This is a genomic window from Labrenzia sp. 5N (genome assembly GCF_012395805.1).
Classification (GTDB): Bacteria; Pseudomonadota; Alphaproteobacteria; order Rhizobiales; family Stappiaceae; genus Roseibium; species Roseibium algicola.
In genome coordinates this window covers 1,233,913-1,252,159 of the sequence record NZ_JAAZTM010000020.1, presented here as the reverse complement: position 1 = coordinate 1,252,159, position 18,247 = coordinate 1,233,913, and the positions used below count along the sequence as shown (strand labels likewise).

Below are 18,247 nucleotides of genomic sequence, written 5' to 3'. Positions count from 1 at the left end.
TTCTGAGAGCGCCATGGCCACAAAAGATATTGTTCTGGATCACGTTTCCATTCGTTTTGGGGCCTATACCGCGGTCGACAATGCACATCTCGTCATCAAGGGCGGCGAGTTCTTCTCCTTCCTGGGGCCGTCCGGCTGTGGCAAGACCACCTTGCTGCGGTGTATTTCCGGCTTCTCCGATCCGTCCGAAGGTCGGGTGCTGATCGGCGGGCAGGACATGAAGGGCATCGGCCCGAACAAGCGCCCGACGGCGCTGATCTTCCAGAACCTTGCTCTCTTTCCACTGATGAGCGTCGCCGACAACATCGCTTTTCCGCTGGAGGTCCGGGGCATCGGCCGCAAGGACCGGCGCAAGCGGGCAGACGAACTTCTGGACATGATCGCGCTTCCCGGTGTCGGCGACAAAAAGGTGCACGAACTTTCCGGCGGTCAGAGACAACGCGTGGCGATTGCCCGTGCGCTGGCGGTCGAGCCGGATATTCTGCTTCTTGATGAGCCGCTGTCCGCGCTCGATCTGAAACTGCGCCACCACATGCGCACCGAATTGCGTGCTATCCAGCAGCGCGTCGGGCTGACCTTCATCTATATCACCCACGATCAGGGTGAGGCCCTGACGATGTCAGACCGTGTCGCGGTCATGAACTCTGGCGTTATCGAGCAGGTCGACCCGCCTGAAACCATCTACAATCGGCCGAAGACTTCGTTTGTCGCCTCATTCGTGGGCGAGACCAATGCCATCGAAGGCAAGGTTGCCCAGCAGTCGGAAGCGCTGGTTTCAGTTGAAACGCCACTCGGCCGCCTGCAGGGAAGGGCAGCAGGTGGGCGCCAATACAAGGCGGGCGAAGACTGCATCCTGTTCATTCGGCCTGAGCAACTGAGCCTTGGCGATGGTGCCCCCAACAGCCTGACAGCAAATTGGGTGAAAGAAGAGTTCGAAGGCAATTCGCGGCAGATGTTCCTGGAAGCGAACGGTGTCCAGCTTCGGCTCACCCGGGTCAACCTTGGCGGAGCGCCGGACAATCTCTCCGGTGGTGCTGTATCGCTCGGCTTCACGCCTGAGCAGGCAATCGTCCTGCCGCATGGCGCACTTGCGGGAGCGTGAGGATGAAAGCGCTTCAAAATGTATTCAGGGAAATTTCCGGCAAGCATGGTCTTGGCGCTGCATCGTTCGTCGCCGTGGCGGTCCTGTTCTGGGTCATCTGCCTGATCACGCTGCCGCAGGTGGCAATGCTTGACTATTCCTTCCGGTTCAACCTGCCGGCAGCTGATGTCGGTGGACCGCAAGATGTCTATACTCTTGAAAACTATTCATATTTTTTCCAAGGCAACGACGGCACGGTCAACACGCTCGATATCGGTATCCTGTTCAAGACCCTGATCGCGGCGGTGTTCGTCACCTGTATCGACATTCTGCTTTGCTACCCGATCGCCTTCATTCTCGCTCATTCGGCCACTGGCGTCGCGGCGCGGATGATGGTCATCGGTCTGATCGTGCCTTTCTGGGTCAACGAGATCCTGCGTGCCTTCGCCTTCCGTGTCCTGTTCGGCTCAACGGGCCTCATCAACGGCATCGGCATGTCGGTGGGGCTGTGGGATCAGCCCGTCGATTTCATCCGGGCTGACGTGGCGCTCTATTCCGGGCTGACCTACGCCTACATCCTTCTGATGGTGTTCCCAATCTTCAATGCCGTCGAGGCGCTCGACCGCAACCAGATCGAAGCGGCACGGGACATGGGCGCAAGCTGGTGGCGGGTGCATTGGCGGGTGGTGCTGCCGGTTGCCAAGCCGGGCATCGCCTCCGGGGCAACCATGGTGTTCATGCTGACGGCAGGTGCGCTTGCAGCACCCCAGATTCTCGGCGGTCCTTCCAATCTCTGGTTCACCCAGCTCATCTACCAGTGGTTCAACGAGAGCGCCAACTGGCAACGCGGTTCGGCCTATGCGGTGATCCTGCTGATTGTCTGCATTTCCTTCGTCATGATGCTGATGCGGATCTTCAAGGTCTCCATCGGGGAGATCGGCCGATGAACCGGGGCACAGGCGGCGGCGTGGTCGCGGCAGGCTTCTCCCTGCTTTTCTTCACCTTCCTGTTCGGGCCGTTGATCATCATGGTGATCACGGCGTTCAATTCGTCCTCTTTCCCGCGGATCACGCCATGGGAATGCTTCACGACGGATTGGTTTGGTGTCCTCTTCGCCAATGACCGTCTTATGAGCGGGCTGGCCAACAGCTTGGTGATCGCCATCAGTGTGGTGGTCATTGCCGTGCCGATCGGGCTGGCGGGAGCGCTTGCGCTCTCGGAGCTCGGACCGCGCCTGCGTGCGGCGCTCTACACGGTGCTGATCACGCCTATCCTCATTCCGGGCGTCGTTCTCGGCATCTCGACCATTGTCTTCTGGGGCGCTTTCGGCAGGTCTGTCGGGGCGGACTACGGTTCGATCTTCTACAACGGCATGTTCCTGACGCTTGCCGGTCAGGTCACCTTCATTTCCGCCTATGCGATGCTGGTGTTTCTCGCAAGACTGCAACGCTTCGATCCGATCCTTACGGAAGCCGCGCTCGATCTCGGCGCGACGCCGGGACAGGCCTTCCGCAAGATCCTGTTGCCGTTCCTGTGGCCGGCCATCGGCTCTGCCGCGTTTCTTACCTTCCTGGCATCCTTCGAGAACTACAACACCACCGTCTTCACGATCCTCTCCGGCAATACGTTCACCACGGCACTGGCTTCCAAGGTCCGTCATGGGACAGACCCTTCCTTGTCGGCGCTGGCGGTCATCATCATCGGTATTACGCTGATCGGGGCAGTGGTCCACGAAGCACACATGCGGCGGAAGGAAGTGATGCGGACCGGCACTGCTGCGCGTTCCCGCATTTACGGCAATCCGGTTCTGCGGACGCTCGTCCATCCGCTGACGATCTTCGTGATCCTACTGGGTGTTGCAGGCTTTGCCACCTATCAAGGTTCGCAGCACGATGCTGGCGTATGCAAACAGCAGATCCTCGATGAAAAGCGCGCGCGTCAGCAAGAACTTCTGGAGGAGCAGCGCCGGAAAATGGAAGCGCAACAGCAGAACCAGGCACCTGTGTCAACGGCGCCGGTTGAAGCGCCGGTGAAAGCCAATCCGTCGCCCTTCGGCGGGGCCTTCAAGTCCAATGGTTTGAAACCAGGCGAGTAACAAGCGAACAGAAGCGTGCCGTCTACTGTCCGGAAAGCCGGGACAGCAGCACGGCAACGCTTTTGACCTGAAACTTCTTCAACAGCCGCGCGCGCACATCCTCAACGGTTCTTGGAGACAGGCTCAGGACACGGCCCATTTCCTTGCTGGTCTGTCCCTGGGAAAGAAGTAGCAGGACGTCTCGTTCGCGCGGTGTCAGCTTCGGCCCGGCAGCAGCATTGTCGATCAGGGCGAAACTCAGGACGATCCGTGCCAGCGGTGTTTCCGGCGTCAGCGTTCGCGCCCGAAACCGGCACCAGATTGGCGTTCCATCGGACCGGCGCATCAACCGCTCGTCCGTGTAGGGCAGGGACCGGCGCAAGGGCTCCAGGCCAATGTCGCGGATCTGGTGAAATTCCTGATCCGTGCCGTAGAGCAACCGGAAACTCTGCCCGATCAGCTGAGACTTCTTGAACCCGAACATCTCAACGAATGTCTGATTGCAGGCACGAATGATCCGGTTTTCGGTCAGCGCCAAACCCATGGGCGCGTTTTCGAAGGCCAGTTGGTCGAGGTCTGTCATGTTCCACCGTGTTCCTACGGTATTGGCACCGTAGTTTGACGGTAGCATAGTTCTCGTTGCTTTTACCAAGGGGAGGCTGAGACGGGATGGCGCTAGCAGACGACCTGATCCGGGAGATCGACGGAAGGCGCGAGGATCTGATCGCGTTGACCCAGGACCTTCTGCGCATTCCCACGCTCAACCCGCCCGGTGAGAACTACGGCGATATCTGCGATTATCTGCAGAAGCGTCTGTCCAGGTCCGGCTTCGACATCGAACTGATCCGGGCGCATGGAACGCCCGGCGACAGCGACAAGTATCCGCGCTGGAACATCGTCGCGCGCCGGGATGGCGACCGGCCAGGCGAATGCGTGCATTTCAACAGTCATATCGACGTTGTCGACGTCGGCCACGGCTGGACAAAGGATCCGTTCGGCGGGGAACTGGTCGACGGCAAGATTTACGGCCGAGGCGCCTGCGACATGAAGGGCGGCCTTGCCGCCAGCATCGTTGCGGCCGAGGCTTTCCTTGCAGTCTGTCCGGACTTTGCCGGAGCTATCGAGATCAGCGGAACGGCCGACGAGGAATCGGGTGGCTACGGCGGCGTCGCCTATCTTGCAGGCAAGGGCTATTTCAGTCCGGACCGGGTTCAGCATGTCATCATTCCCGAGCCGCTGAACAAGGACCGGATCTGCCTCGGACACCGAGGAGTGTGGTGGGCCGAGCTGGAGACATTCGGAGAGATCGCTCATGGCTCGATGCCGTTCCTCGGAGATTGTGCTGTCCGGCACATGGGAGCGGTGATCGACGAGATGGAGCAGAGCCTGTTTCCGGCGCTCGCGCAAAAGCGCACCGAAATGCCGGTGGTGCCGGAAGGCGCGAAACAGTCGACACTCAACATCAATTCCATCCACGGTGGTCAATCGGAAGGCGATGCGGACTTTACCGGTCTTCCGAGCCCCTGCGTGCCGGACAGTTGCCGGATGGTGATCGACCGCCGGTTCCTGCTGGAAGAAAATATCGACGACGTGCAGGCGGAAGTCCTGGAAGTTCTGAAGACGGTTGAAGGACGGCGCGACAAGTTCCGCTACGACTTGCGGGAACTGCACAGGGTGCTGCCCACCATGACGGAAAAGGATGCACCCGTCGTGCGGACCGTCGCCAAGGCCATTGCCGAAACCATGGGCCGTGAAGCTGAATATGTCGTCAGCCCGGGTACCTACGACCAGAAGCATATCGATCGTATCGGCAAACTGAAAAATTGTATCGCCTATGGCCCGGGCATTCTGGATCTGGCACATAAACCGGACGAATATGTGGGAGTGGATGACATGCTCGATTCTGCGAAGGTCATGGGCCGTTCGCTGATCGAGCTGTTGGCAAGGCCTTGCGAAAGCAGCCTCAATAAAGGGGGAAGTCATGCGTTTGCGTAAGTTTGGATTGGGTCTGGTCAGTGCTTTGGCACTGGCAGCGAGCATGGGAATGGCCCATGCAAAGAGCGATATCGTGGTTGCCATGCAACTGGAACCGCCACATCTGGACCCGACTGGTGCCGCTGCAGGCGCGATTGATTCTGTCCTTTACTCCAACGTCTTCGAAGGCCTGACCCGCTTCGGTCCGGATGGTTCGGTCAATCCCGGGCTGGCCGAAAGCTGGGAGATTTCCGAGGACGGCAAGACCTATACCTTCAAGTTGCACGACGGCGTGAAATTTCACGATGGATCCGATCTGACGGCGGACGACGTCAAGTTCAGTCTCGATCGTGCCCGCGCAGACGACAGTCAGAACGCCCAGAAAGCGCTGTTTGCCGGTATCGAGAGCGTGGAAGTGGTTGATCCGCTGACCGTGAAGGTAACGCTCAAGGAGCCGAACGGCAGTTTCCTGTTCAACATGGCCTGGGGCGATGCGGTTATTGTCGCTCCGGAATCCATTGGCGATATCAAGAGCAAGCCGGTTGGAACGGGCGCGTTCAAGTTCACCGACTGGGTACAGGGCGACCGGATCGATCTGGAAAAGAACGCCGACTACTGGGGTGAACCGGCCAAGCTCGACAAGGTCACCTTCAAGTTCATTTCCGATCCGACGGCTGCCTTCGCGGCCGTGATGGCGGAAGACGTCAACGCCTTCGTCGGTTTTCCGGCGCCGGAAAACCTGCCGCAGTTCGAGGCCGACGCCCGCTTCCAGGTGCTGGTCGGCTCTACCGAAGGCGAGACCATTCTTGCAGCCAACAACAAGCTGCCGCCGCTGGACAACATCAAGGTGCGCGAAGCGATTGCCCACGCGGTTGACCGGCAGGCGATCATCGATGGCGCGATGTTCGGTTACGGCACGCCGATCGGCACGCATTTTGCGCCGCATAACCCTGATTACGTGGATCTGACGGGGAGCAGCCAGTACGATCCGGACCTCGCCAAGAAGCTGCTGGCCGAAGCCGGCTATGCGGATGGTTTCACCACCACACTCAAGCTGCCGCCGCCATCCTATGCTCGCCGGGGCGGGGAGATCATCGCCGCACAACTACGCGCCGTCGGTATCGAAACGGAAATCACCAACCTGGAATGGGCGCAGTGGCTTGAGCAGGTCTTCAAGGGCAAGGATTTCGGCCTGACAATCGTCAGCCATACCGAGCCGATGGATATCGGCATCTATGCCCGGCCGGATTACTATTTCCAGTATGACAATGCGGACTTCCAGAAGCTCATTGCCGATCTGACTGCGGAGAACGATCCGGCAAAACGCTCCGACCTTCTGAAACAGGCTCAGGAGACGATCTCCAGGGACTACGTCAACACCTACCTGTTCCAGCTCGCTTTCCCGACCATCGCCGACGCCAAGATCAAGGGGCTCTGGGAAAACCAACCGACCCAGGCAACGGATCTGACGGCGGTCTACTGGGAAGACTGACCCATACCGCAAAGCGGATGCTCGCGCCCGGTGTGCGGGCATCCACCTTCACTCCTTTCCTTTTGCCGGTATCTGACTGCCGATAGGCACGCGACGCGTTCATGCTGCAATATTTCCTGAAACGCCTTCTGTCCCTGGGGCTCAGCCTCGTGGCCGCGTCGGTGATAATCTTCCTGGCGCTGGAAGTGGTGCCGGGTGATCCGGCGTCCTACATGCTTGGCCTCAACGCGCAAGAAGACACGCTGGCTGCGCTGCGACAGGAGCTGGGCCTCGGCGGCAGTATCTTTGAGCGCTACGCAACCTGGGCCGGGGGGCTTCTGGTTGGCGATTTCGGCACGTCCTACACATATCGCACGCCCGTTGCAGGCATGATCGCCGACAGGCTTTGGGTGTCTCTGCCGCTGGCGGTCTATGCGCTGGTGCTGAGCACCTTGATCGCCTTTCCGGCCGGTATCTGGGCTGCCTCGCGCCGGGGCTCCCACGCCGATGGCGCTGTCATGGGCGTGACACAGCTCGGCATCGCCATCCCCAACTTCTGGTTCGCGATGCTGATGGTGCTGGTTTTTGCCATCAATCTGCGCTGGTTTTCTGCCGGCGGATTTCCCGGGTGGGACGCGGGATTCTTCGCTGCCATGAAAGCGCTGACACTGCCGGCCATCGCCCTGGCCCTGCCGCAGGCGAGCATCCTGACACGGGTGATGCGCTCCAGCCTGCTGGACACGCTGGGAGAGGACTTCATCCGCACTGCCCGTGCCAAGGGTCTCAGCAAGGGACAGGCACTCTGGCGTCATGCGGTGCGCAACGCCCTTATTCCGGTGCTGACGATCCTCGGGCTGCAATTCTCCTTCCTGCTGGCGGGCGCAATCATCATTGAAAACGTCTTCTTCCTGCCGGGCCTCGGCAGGCTGGTCTTTCAGTCTATCAGCGCGCGCGACCTGATCGTGGTCGAAAGCGTCGTGATGCTGCTGGTCTTTGCGGTCATCGTCGTCAACTTCACTGTCGACATGGCCTACGCCTGGGTCGATCCGAGACTGCGGAGGCGCCGTTGATGAGCCTCCTGTTCCACAGCCGCACCCTGCTTCCGGGCGCCATTCTGACGCTTCTGTTCACGGCCGCCGCGCTGATCAGCCTCGTCTGGGTGCCGTATGACACGACAGTGGTGGATATCGCCAACCGGATGAAGCCGCCAAGCTGGCTGCATCCCTTCGGCACCGATCAGTTCGGGCGGGATATTCTCAGCATGATCATGGTCGGCGCGCGCACCTCCATCGCCGTTGCGCTGGTGGCCGTCGGCATTGGCATGGCTGTTGGTGTGCCGCTCGGTCTTGCTGCTGCTGCCAGGAAAGGCGGCCTGATGGACGAGATCATCATGCGCGCCAATGACCTTGTGTTTGCTTTTCCAAGCCTTCTGATCGCGGTCATGATCACTGCCGTCTTCGGAGCGTCGGCGCTCAACGCCATCATCGCCATCGGCATCTTCAATATCCCGGTCTTCGCCCGCCTGACGCGCGGCGCCGCGCTGTCGCTCTGGAACCGGGAATACATTCTGGCGGCGCGGGTCGCGGGCAAAGGCTCGGCGCGTATTTCGCTGGAACACATCCTGCCCAACGTCGCCAATCTCCTGATCGTTCAGGGCACGATTCAGTTCTCTCTGGGCATTCTCGCCGAAGCGGGGCTCAGCTATGTCGGCCTCGGAGCACAGCCGCCGACTGCCAGTTGGGGGCGGATGCTGGCAGACAGCCAGACGATGATATCGCTCGCGCCTCATCTGGCGTTGTTTCCGGGCCTTGCCATCCTTCTGACGGTGCTTGGACTGAACCTGCTTGGCGATGGCCTGCGGGACAGTCTCGATCCGAAACTCAGGAGGGCCCGGACATGAGCCTTCTGACCATAAGGAACCTGTCGCTTTCCATTCACGGTCTTCAGATCCTCCGGAATGTCTCAATGGAAGTGGCGCCGGGCCGTATTCTCGGGGTGATCGGCGAGAGTGGATCAGGCAAGTCGATCACGGCCTTTTCCGTGCTGCAGCTGTTGCCGGGCGGCGCTTCCTGCGCCGGTTCGATCAATCTGTCGGGCAAGGATATCCTGTCGCTTGGCGAAGCCGAAATGTGTGGCCTGCGCGGGCGGGACGTCGGCATGGTCTTCCAGGAGCCGATGACCGCGCTCAATCCGCTGAAGACCATCGGCGACCAGGTTGCCGAGACAATCCTGATCCACGAGCGCGTTTCGAAAGCCGAAGCAATGGTCCGCGCAGCGGATGCCCTGCAACGCGCGGAACTACCGCAGGAACGGTTTCCGTTAAGCCGGTATCCGCACGAACTCTCCGGCGGTCAGCGCCAGAGAGTGGTCATCGCCATGGCCATTGCTCTCAAGCCCAAGCTTCTGATTGCCGACGAACCGACCACTGCACTGGATGTCACGACCCAGGCACAGATCCTGGAACTTCTGAAGCGTCTCGTCGCCGAGGACAGCATGGGTCTGATGCTGATCAGCCACGACCTCGCGGTCGTGGCCGACCTTGCCGACGATCTGGTGATCATGCGGCAGGGCGAGGTGGTCGAAAGCGGTCCGGCCAAGACGCTCTTCGGCAATCTGCAGCATCCCTATTCGCGTGCGCTGCTGGAAGCCTCCGCCCATGTGCCCGAACGCGGCAACGAAACGCTGGAGCAGCCCCTGCTGCAGGTGCGTGATGTCGTGCGCGATTATACCGGACATACACACGGATGGTGGGGCAAGACCACGCAGTTTCGTGCTGTTGATGGTGTCAGCTTCGAGATCCGCAAGGGCGAGAGCCTCGGTCTTGTCGGTGAATCGGGTTGCGGCAAGTCCACACTGACGCGGGCTATCCTGGGTCTGGAAGAAGTGCAGGGCGGCGAAATTCTGTTCGACGGTCTGCCTGTCTTCACCCATCACCACGCCAACCAGATCGTGCGCCGGCGCATGCAGGTGGTCTTTCAGGACCCCTATGGAAGCTTTAATCCGCGCTGGCGGGTGGACAGGCTGATCACGGAGCCTTTCCATCTGCTTTCTGACCCGCCCAAAGGGGCCGAGCGAGACGCGGCAATTGCCGAAGCTCTTGAAAGCGTCGGTCTGAGCGCGTCGGATGCCCACAAATACATTCACGAGTTTTCCGGTGGGCAGCGTCAGCGCATCGCAATCGCACGTGCGCTCATCATCAAGCCGGACCTGATCATTCTCGACGAAGCAGTTTCAGCGCTCGATGTATCCGTTCGCGCCCAGGTGCTCGACCTACTGGCGGATCTGGCCGACAGGTTTGGCCTGACCTACCTCTTCATCAGCCACGATCTCAGCGTGGTCCGTTCGATAACGGATCGGGTGCTGGTGATGAAATCCGGCAAGATCGTCGAGCAAGGTCCGACGGACACGGTCTTCGACCAGCCGAACCATCCATATACACAACAACTTGTTGCTGCCGCACCGGTCCTTCCGGCCGGCATCCTTTAGGGGAGGAACCCATGACCCAGGAACTGGACCTTTGGTTCGATCCGGCCAAATGCCTGATCGGCGGAAAATGGGTGGATCCGGCAGGAGGCGGAGAACTGCCGCTCAACGATCCCTCGACCGGGGCACGCATCGGTGCGATTGCCCGCGGTGGAGCGGCCGATATCGATGCAGCGGTCGATGCGGCCGAAGCCGCCATGGCAGGCGAATGGGGGCGGACCAACGCCGCCGAGCGCGGCCGGTTCCTGTTTCGCCTGCGCGAGCTGGTGCTGGAAAAGGTGGACCATCTGGCGCGGATCGAATCCATCGATGTCGGCAAGCCGTTGAAACAGGCACGCGCAGACGCTGTCGCTCTTGCCCGATATCTGGAATTTTATGGTGGGGCCGCAGACAAGCTCCATGGCGAGACAATTCCCTATCTCGATGGGTACACGGTCTACACCTTGCGCGAACCGCATGGCGTTACCGGGCATATCGTGCCCTGGAACTACCCGATGCAGATCATCGGCCGCTCAGTTGGCGCGGCGCTGGCAACAGGCAATGCCTGTGTGCTGAAACCGGCGGAAGACGCCTGCCTGACGGCGCTCGCCTTTGCCGATCTCGCCCGTCAGGCCGGATTGCCTGACGGTGCGCTGAACGTGGTTCCGGGTCTCGGGTCGGAAGCCGGCGCGGCCTTGACCGCACATCCGCGTGTCCACCACATCTCTTTCACCGGTTCGGTTGCAACCGGTGTTCAGGTGCAGACGGCGGCAGCCCGGAATGTCGTGCCGGTAACGCTGGAGCTCGGCGGCAAGTCGCCTCAGCTTGTGTTCGAGGATGCCGATCTGGATGCTGCCCTGCCATTCCTGGTGAACGCAGGCATCCAGAACGCCGGGCAGACCTGCTCGGCTTCCTCACGCATTCTGGTGCACAGGTCCGTTCTCGATCAGGTGACCGAGCGCATGGCGGCTCGCTATGGGTCGCTGACGGTCGGGCCTGCACTGAACGATCTCGACGTCGGACCGCTGATCTCGGCCAAGCAGAAAGACATCGTCTCCGGTTTTCTGGATCGGGGGGCGGACCTGCAAAAGGTGGCGGAAGGTGTGTTGCAGGACGCACCGGAAGGCGGGAACTACGTCTGCCCGACCCTTTTTGCCGGCGTTTCACCCGGCCACGTGTTGGCACGGGACGAGATTTTCGGCCCGGTGCAGGTGATCATTCCCTTTGACGACGAGGAAGAAGCAATCTCGATTGCCAATGGCACAGACTACGGCCTTGTCGCGAGCCTATGGACCCGCGACGGTGCCCGCCAGATGCGGCTCGCCAAAAAGATCCGGACCGGCCAGGTTTTCATCAACAACTACGGTGCCGGTGGCGGTGTCGAGCTGCCGTTCGGCGGCATGGGCAAGTCCGGTCACGGCCGGGAAAAGGGGTTCGAGGCGCTTTACGGCTTCACCACGCTGAAGACCGTTGCGGCGTTTCACGGGTGAACGCCCGGTCGCTCAATTCGATGCGCGTACAAAGAACAATTGAATGTAGCTCCCCGATCCCGGCTTGCGCTTCGCTCGGCCGGGATGACGCTGGAGAGCAAGGAACCAAGATCGGGAGGTTTGCATGAGACTTGAAGGAAAGAAGGCGATTGTCACGGGTGGGGCCTCGGGCTTTGGAGCCGGCATCGTGCGCAAGTTCGCAGCAGAAGGCGCGAAGGTCATGGTCGCCGACCTGAACCTGGACCTTGCAGAGGAAATTGCCGCGGAAGTTGGCGGACTGGCCATCAAGACGGATGTCTCCAGCAATGACAGCGTCAGCCACTTGGCCGATGTTGCCTCCTCGCTGCTCGGCGGGGTCGATATCCTGGTCAACAATGCCGGTATCACGCATCTGCCCAAACTGATGCAGGACGTCACGGAAGAAGAGTTCGACCGGGTCCTCGCGGTCAATTGCAAGTCGGTCTATCTGACCGCGAAGCACTTCGTCCCGGCCATGACGGAAGCCGGCAAGGGGGCGATCCTGAATGTTGCTTCCACAGCAGGCCTCAGCCCGCGTCCCAGGCTCAACTGGTACAACGCCTCCAAGGGGTGGATGATCACCGCGACAAAGACGATGGCGGTCGAACTCGCCCCGTCGGGCGTGCGGGTCAATGCAATTTGCCCGGTGGCCGGCGAAACGCCGCTTTTGAAAAGCTTCATGGGTGAAGACACGCCGGAAATGCGTGCCAAGTTCCTCTCCACCATTCCCATTGGCCGTTTTTCGACACCGGAAGACATGGGCAATGCAGCCTGTTTCCTATGCTCGGATGAGGCGGGCATGATTACCGGAGTTGCGATGGAAGTTGACGGCGGACGCTGTATCTGAGGATTGATCAGCCTCGGCCGGATCATGTATCGACAGGTCCGAACAGATTTGCGCGACATCCAGACGGCCGAAGGAAGACGAGATCATGAAGCGATACACCGGTGGCTGCCTGTGCGGGAATGTCCGGTTCGTGGCAGAAGGCGAACCGTATCGGGTCGGCCTTTGCCATTGTCTTGACTGCCGCAAGCATCACGGGGCGCTGTTCCACGCCTCTGCTGTCTTTCCGCAGGATGCCGTAAGCCACGAAGGAGAAACGGTCGCGTATCGGGGGCGGTTTTTCTGTCCTCGGTGCGGGTCGTCCGTTTTTTCGCAAACGGGTGATGAAACCGAGGTGCATCTGGGAGCACTGGACGCACCCGACCAAATGACCCCGACCTACGAACTCTGGACCATCCGCCGCGAAGCCTGGCTGCCGGAATTTCCGATTTCCAGACACTACGAGCGCGATCGGGAAAACGAGGGCCGCGAGGAGTAGAGGCTTTCAAACCAGGGCCGGGTGCCAAGTGGATGGCGAGTAGGCCCTGCATTGCGTATCACGCCATCGCGTTCCGGTCGCTGAAGCTTCGAAACCTGTAAGACTGCGCGCTCTGTTATCCGGTTTGTGCATCTGCAACCGGTTGTGCCCATGCAGTCAGGCAGGAAGTCAGGGGGCTGGATTCGGCCCCTTTTTGCTGCGCCATAACGTTCCCGAGCAAATTTTTTCACGTTTAAATTCAGGTGAAAGATCCTGAAATCACTCGCTATTTCTACGCATGAAATGAATGCATTCAAAAAAATGAAACGTTTCATATTGACGTTGTAATTCGGCCGTGCTTTCAATTGTGCAGCCTGATAGCGCCCTTGGAATGGCGTGAGAGGTGCAGCCTTTTTGGGAGGAAAATCATGAAGTTATTGAAAATCGCTGCCGCGGCAGCGACCGGCCTCGCTTTGCTTGGTGGAACCGCTCTTGCCGACGACAAGCCGGTGGTGGGCCTGATCATGAAATCACTGGCCAACGAGTTCTTTCAGAACATGATGGTTGGTGCCGAGGAGCACCAGAAGCGCCGTGGCGACTATGAGCTCAAGGCCGTCGGCATGCAGAACGAGACCGACTTTGAATCCCAGATCAATGCGGTCGAAAACTTCATCACGCAGGGCGTTGACGCCATCGTTGTCGCTCCGGCCGACAGCCGCGCCATGGTCCGTCCGCTGAAAAAGGCGATGGAAGCCGGTATCGTCGTGGTCAACTTCGATGTGGCGCTTGACGAGGAAGCCAAGAAGCAACAGGGCGTAGAACTCGCGTTCGTCGGCCCGGACAACCGGGGCGGTGCCAAGCTTGCCGGTGATGCACTGGGCAAGAAGCTGGGTGAGGGCGCAAAGGTTGTCATCATCGAGGGCAACCCGGGTGCAGACAATGCCACGCAGCGCCGCCTGGGCTTTGAAGACTCTGTTGCCGAGTACAAGCTGGACCTGCTGGACAGCCGGACAGCGCATTGGGAAACCGAAGAAGCCAACCAGGTCTTCGCCACAATGCTGACAGCGCATCCCGACGTTCAGGGCGTGATGGCGGCCAACGACTCCATGGCGATTGGCGTTGTAAAGGCACTGGAAAGCGCCGGCCGCACCGACATTGAAGTCATCGGTTTTGACAACATTCCTGCAGTCGGCCCGATGATCGAAGACGGTCGGATGCTGGCTACCGTCGACCAGTTCGGCACCGACATGGCGGCCAATGCCATCGACATGGCGCTCGACGTCGTTTCGACCGGTGAGCAGCTTCAGGGCTGGGTCAAGACGCCGATCGAATTGGTGACTGCGAAGTAAGCAGTCTCAAGAACGCTCCCGCCCGGTCAGCTTCAGGGCGGGAGCTGTTTATCCATCAAAAAACGACTGGACGCACCATGGCAGCAGCATCGCTTGCCGCAGCGCCCGCCGCTGCACCGGACCGTGCTTTCCTGACGGTCGAGGGTCTGAAAAAGCATTTCGGTGGCGTCAAGGCACTGGACGGGGTCAGTTTCTCCCTGGATGAAGGCGAGGTTCATGCGCTCGTCGGAGAAAACGGCGCCGGCAAATCCACCCTCATCAAGATCCTTTCAGGCGTGTTTCCCTACGACGAGGGACAGATCGCCCTGGCTGGCGAACCTTACCGCCCCATGAGCCCGCATGACGCCAAGGATCATGGCGTTCAGGTGGTTCATCAGGAATTCAACCTGCTTGAACACCTCACCATCGCCGAAAATATCTCCATAGAACATCTGCCGAAGAACAGCCTCGGTCTGTTGGACCGCAAGGAAATGAACCGGCGCGCGCGCAAGGCGCTGGATGCAATCGGACTGACGGATGTGGACGTCACCGCTCCAGTCCGCTCTCTCGGGATTGCCCATCGCCAGCTGGTCGAAATTGCCCGGGCGCTGCAGTCGAAAAGCCGGATCCTGATCCTGGACGAACCGACCGCAACCCTGACGGAACGCGAGACCAGACGCCTGTTTGACATCGTTGCCGGTATCAAGGCGGACGGGGTCACCGTGGTATTCGTCTCGCACCACCTCGATGAGGTGTTTGCCATCTGTGACCGTGTCACCGTGTTTCGAAACGGCAAGACCATTGCGACCGATCTGATCAGCGAGACCACTCCGGAAGGTGTTGTGCAGCGGATGGTGGGGCGCAAGCTTGCCGCCGAACAGGACGAACAGCCCGATGGCCATGCGCTTGGCGCAAGCGCATTGAGGCTGGAAGACCTTCTGACCGTTGCAAATCCCGGGACAAACGGGGTTTCGCTTGATTTGCGTTACGGCGAGATTGTCGGGATATCCGGACTTGTCGGGGCAGGGCGTACCGAAATCCTGCGCGGCATCTTCGGGATCGATCCGCTCAAGTCCGGCAAGATCTACCGTGATGGTGTGGAAGTGCGCTTCAAGGGGCCGCGTGACGCCATTGCTGCGGGCATCGGTTTCGTCACCGAAGATCGCAAGGACGAAGGCCTCATTCTGGACATGCCCATTGCTGCCAACATATCGCTGGCCAACATGGGCTCGGTCTCGCGCAAGGGGCTTTTGAAGCTGGCCGAGGAAACGCGCCAGGCCATCGCAAGCGCGGCTCGGCTGACCCTCAAATACGGACGGGCCTCGGATCCTGCCTCGAGCCTTTCCGGCGGCAACCAGCAGAAGGTTGTTCTGGCCAAATGGCTGGCGCGCAATCCGAAGGTGTTGCTGCTCGACGAGCCGACACGCGGTGTGGACGTCGGCGCCAAGGCGGAAATCTACGCCATTCTGAAAGACCTGGCCCGAGAAGGGGTTGCCTTGCTTGTCGTCTCTTCGGAAATGCCGGAGCTGATGACACTGGCCGATCGCATTCTGGTGCTTGCCGAACATGAGATCCAGGGCGAAGTGAAACGCCCGGATTTCTCTGAAGAAAACATTCTGAAACTGGCCTACGGGCAATCGCCGAGCGCCGGGGAAAACGACAAATGACAACCGAAACCTTGAGTGAAACGGCCGCCGCCGCACCGAAGTTCTCCATCCGGACGGTGTTGCACAACGCAGGCATCGGCCTGGCCCTGCTGGCGCTGATCGTCTTTTTCTCGCTCTTCACCGAGCACTTTCTGACACCCAACAACATCACCAACATCCTGACCCAGATCACCATCAACCTTGTGCTGGCCGTCGGCATGACTTTCGTGATCCTGATCGGCGGCATCGATCTGTCTGTCGGCTCGGTGATGGCCTTTGCAGCCGTTGTTGCCGGCAAGGCGATTACCTTGCCCGGCTTTGGCCCGGCTGAGGCGATTGCGCTAGCCGTGGTCGCAGCCACCTTGACCGGTGTCTTCTGCGGCTTTCTCAACGGTGCCATCAGTGCCTACTGGTCGCTGCCGTCCTTCATCATCACGCTCGGCATGCTGAACATTGCCCGCGGTGCGGCGCTGCAGGTTTCCGAGGCACAGACCATCTATTCCTTCCCTTTCGCGTTCGAGGAATTCGGGTCCGCCATGGTCTACGGTGTGCCGGTCGTGTTCCTGGTGGCGCTTGTGCTGGTGTTCATTGCCTGGTTCGTGCTGAACTTCACGGTCTTCGGCCGTCTGATCTACGGTATCGGCAACAACGAGGAAGCTGTCCGGCTGGCCGGTCATTCGGTGGCTCGCTACAAGATCGCCGCCTTCACCATCTGCGGTCTGACCGCTGGGATTGCCGCGGTCGTCTATATGGCACGCCTCAACATCTCCAGCCCGATTGCCGGCATCGGCTTTGAACTCAACGCCATTGCTGCCGTCATCATCGGCGGCACCAGTCTCAGCGGTGGGCGTGGATCGGTCATCGGGACGCTGCTGGGTGCCTTCATCATTGGTGTCCTCGCCAACGGGCTCATCCTGATCGGCCTCAGCGATTTCATGCGTCAGATGATCACCGGTGTCGTCATCATCGTTGCCGTCATCCTCGACTACTACCGTGCAAAGTACGCATCCAAATGAAACGCACAGCCCTTTTGAACCGCCACCTGAGTTCGCTTGTTGCTTCTCTCGGGCACCTGGACGAAATCGTTGTTGCCGATGCCGGTCTACCTGTCCCGGCAGGCGTGAAGGTGATCGACCTTGCCGTCACTGCAGGGGTGCCGAGCTTTCGCGAACTGCTGACCGCACTGAAGTCCGAACTTGTCATTGAAGGTGCGGTCTGGGCGGAGGAGGCATCTGCGGAGCTGACCTCGCTGATGCAGCATGAAGTGGCTTCCTGGGCGGAGGAGACAGGTAAGGCGATTACCGTTTCAAGGCTTTCGCACGAGGCTTTCAAGCACCGGACGCAAACGGCCAGGGCCGTGATCCGCACCGGCGAGGTGACCCCCTACGCCAACATCATCCTCATCAGCGGAGTTGCGTTTTGACGTCCGTTACCGTTGTCGGCAGCATCAATATCGACCTCACCAGCTATCTCGACCGCTGGCCGAAAATTGGCGAGACGATTTCCGTTCGCGAAACCGTCACCTCGCTGGGCGGCAAGGGGGCCAACCAGGCTGTCGCTGCCGCCCGTATGGGCGCCAGTGTCAACTTCATCGGTGCCGTCGGCAGAGATGGCTTTGGCGCGGAAGCCGCCGCAGCCCTCAGGCCAGAAGGGGTTGCGATTCTTCTGGAGGAAATGACCAACACCGCAACCGGTCTTGCCTTCATAGATGTCGGCCCTGACGGGCAGAACATTATCCGCCTCTCCGCCGGTGCAAATGGCAGGCTGTCACCGGAAAATGTCTCGAAATATGCAGATATCCTCCGCAAGAGCCGCGTGCTGCTTTTGCAGAACGAGATTAGTCTGGAAACATCGCTGGCCGCTGCGCGGATTGCCCGTGAGGCGGGTGCGCTGGTCATCATGGATCCGGCACCCGCGCCGAACCCTGCCTGGCCCGCTGAAGTTCTGTCCAGCTTCGACATACTGACACCAAATGCGGGTGAGACAGGAGGCCTGTTGGGAACAGAACCGCAAACATTGGCCGATGCACGCGAGGCGGCTGGTGCGTTGCGCAGCATGGGCTTGCGTGGGGCCGTCGTCACCATGGGGGCAGACGGAGTTGCCTGGTCAATCGACGGCAGCACCGGCGCCTTGTCGGCGCCAAGGGTTCGCAGCATCGACACGGTTGCCGCCGGTGACTGTTTCAACGGTGCTTTTGCAGCAAGAATTGCCTCGGGCAATTCGATTGAGGATGCAATTTCGTTCGCCATGCAGGCGGCGGCCCTGGCAACAACCCGTAAGGGAGCGGCAACATCGTTGCCACGTCTGGACGAGATGGAGGCTTTCCCCGCCCAACGCATTGCCTGAATGCATTCATTTGCTTGATCAGATCACCGAGGAATGGTTCAAGGGGGCATCGCCTG

17 protein-coding genes are annotated in these 18,247 nt (G+C 60.1%); 16 read left to right on the top strand and 1 reads right to left on the bottom strand.

Annotated elements, in window-relative coordinates:
* Positions 1-13 precede the first annotated feature (13 nt).
* Genes HEP89_RS26175 through HEP89_RS26165 form a run of 3 tightly spaced genes read left to right on the top strand, consistent with a single transcriptional unit; the run spans position 14 to position 3,176 of the window.
* Complete coding sequence (locus HEP89_RS26175) at positions 14-1,102, top strand: ABC transporter ATP-binding protein (protein WP_168687867.1); 1,089 nt, start codon at positions 14-16, stop codon at positions 1,100-1,102.
* A gap of 2 nt (positions 1,103-1,104) precedes the next feature.
* Positions 1,105-2,028, top strand: a complete 924-nt coding sequence (locus HEP89_RS26170; RefSeq protein ID WP_077290328.1) for an ABC transporter permease — start codon at positions 1,105-1,107, stop codon at positions 2,026-2,028.
* Complete coding sequence (locus HEP89_RS26165) at positions 2,025-3,176, top strand: ABC transporter permease (protein WP_168693398.1); 1,152 nt, start codon at positions 2,025-2,027, stop codon at positions 3,174-3,176. The genes HEP89_RS26170 and HEP89_RS26165 overlap by 4 nt, the downstream gene beginning before the upstream one ends.
* A 22-nt stretch (positions 3,177-3,198) precedes the next feature.
* On the opposite strand, the gene HEP89_RS29940 is transcribed toward HEP89_RS26165, so the two are convergent.
* Positions 3,199-3,738 carry a PAS and helix-turn-helix domain-containing protein gene (locus HEP89_RS29940; protein WP_062489274.1) on the bottom strand — a complete coding sequence of 180 codons (540 nt, stop codon included), beginning with the start codon at positions 3,736-3,738 and terminating at the stop codon, positions 3,199-3,201.
* Positions 3,739-3,824: 86 nt separating this feature from the next.
* On the opposite strand from HEP89_RS29940, the gene HEP89_RS26155 reads away from it, so the two are divergent.
* The 13 genes from HEP89_RS26155 to rbsK all read left to right on the top strand — a co-directional run bounded on the left by HEP89_RS26155 (position 3,825) and on the right by rbsK (position 18,191).
* A complete protein-coding gene (locus HEP89_RS26155; protein ID WP_168693397.1) occupies positions 3,825-5,150 on the top strand; it encodes an acetylornithine deacetylase/succinyl-diaminopimelate desuccinylase family protein in 1,326 nt (441 codons plus the stop codon).
* Positions 5,137-6,621, top strand: a complete 1,485-nt coding sequence (locus HEP89_RS26150; RefSeq protein WP_077290326.1) for an ABC transporter substrate-binding protein — start codon at positions 5,137-5,139, stop codon at positions 6,619-6,621. Before HEP89_RS26155 ends, HEP89_RS26150 begins: the two co-directional genes overlap by 14 nt.
* A gap of 101 nt (positions 6,622-6,722) precedes the next feature.
* Complete coding sequence (locus tag HEP89_RS26145; RefSeq protein ID WP_168693396.1) at positions 6,723-7,670, top strand: ABC transporter permease; 948 nt, start codon at positions 6,723-6,725, stop codon at positions 7,668-7,670.
* Complete coding sequence (locus HEP89_RS26140; protein WP_168693395.1) at positions 7,670-8,500, top strand: ABC transporter permease; 831 nt, start codon at positions 7,670-7,672, stop codon at positions 8,498-8,500. Before HEP89_RS26145 ends, HEP89_RS26140 begins: the two co-directional genes overlap by 1 nt.
* The gene (locus HEP89_RS26135; protein ID WP_168693394.1) at positions 8,497-10,086 is read left to right on the top strand and encodes a dipeptide ABC transporter ATP-binding protein; all 1,590 of its coding nucleotides are present in this window, start codon (positions 8,497-8,499) and stop codon (positions 10,084-10,086) included. Before HEP89_RS26140 ends, HEP89_RS26135 begins: the two co-directional genes overlap by 4 nt.
* An 11-nt stretch (positions 10,087-10,097) precedes the next feature.
* Positions 10,098-11,552 carry an aldehyde dehydrogenase family protein gene (locus HEP89_RS26130; protein ID WP_168693393.1) on the top strand — a complete coding sequence of 485 codons (1,455 nt, stop codon included), beginning with the start codon at positions 10,098-10,100 and terminating at the stop codon, positions 11,550-11,552.
* A 124-nt stretch (positions 11,553-11,676) separates the two neighbouring features.
* On the top strand, positions 11,677-12,417 hold the full coding sequence (locus HEP89_RS26125; protein ID WP_022997670.1) for an SDR family oxidoreductase: 741 nt from the start codon (positions 11,677-11,679) through the stop codon (positions 12,415-12,417).
* 85 nt (positions 12,418-12,502) lie between these two features.
* Entirely contained in the window at positions 12,503-12,892 is a 390-nt protein-coding gene (locus HEP89_RS26120; RefSeq protein ID WP_168693392.1) for a GFA family protein, read from the top strand.
* Positions 12,893-13,299: 407 nt separating this feature from the next.
* Positions 13,300-14,220 (top strand): sugar ABC transporter substrate-binding protein, encoded by a 921-nt coding sequence (locus tag HEP89_RS26115; RefSeq protein WP_022997667.1) that lies wholly within the window; start codon positions 13,300-13,302, stop codon positions 14,218-14,220.
* Between the two features lie 77 nt (positions 14,221-14,297).
* Positions 14,298-15,866 carry a sugar ABC transporter ATP-binding protein gene (locus HEP89_RS26110; RefSeq protein WP_168693391.1) on the top strand — a complete coding sequence of 523 codons (1,569 nt, stop codon included), beginning with the start codon at positions 14,298-14,300 and terminating at the stop codon, positions 15,864-15,866.
* Positions 15,863-16,861, top strand: a complete 999-nt coding sequence (locus HEP89_RS26105; protein ID WP_062489262.1) for an ABC transporter permease — start codon at positions 15,863-15,865, stop codon at positions 16,859-16,861. Before HEP89_RS26110 ends, HEP89_RS26105 begins: the two co-directional genes overlap by 4 nt.
* Positions 16,858-17,268, top strand: a complete 411-nt coding sequence (gene rbsD / locus HEP89_RS26100) for a D-ribose pyranase (protein ID WP_168693390.1) — start codon at positions 16,858-16,860, stop codon at positions 17,266-17,268. Before HEP89_RS26105 ends, rbsD begins: the two co-directional genes overlap by 4 nt.
* On the top strand, positions 17,265-18,191 hold the full coding sequence (rbsK, locus tag HEP89_RS26095) for a ribokinase (protein WP_168693385.1): 927 nt from the start codon (positions 17,265-17,267) through the stop codon (positions 18,189-18,191). Before rbsD ends, rbsK begins: the two co-directional genes overlap by 4 nt.
* Positions 18,192-18,247 lie beyond the last annotated feature (56 nt).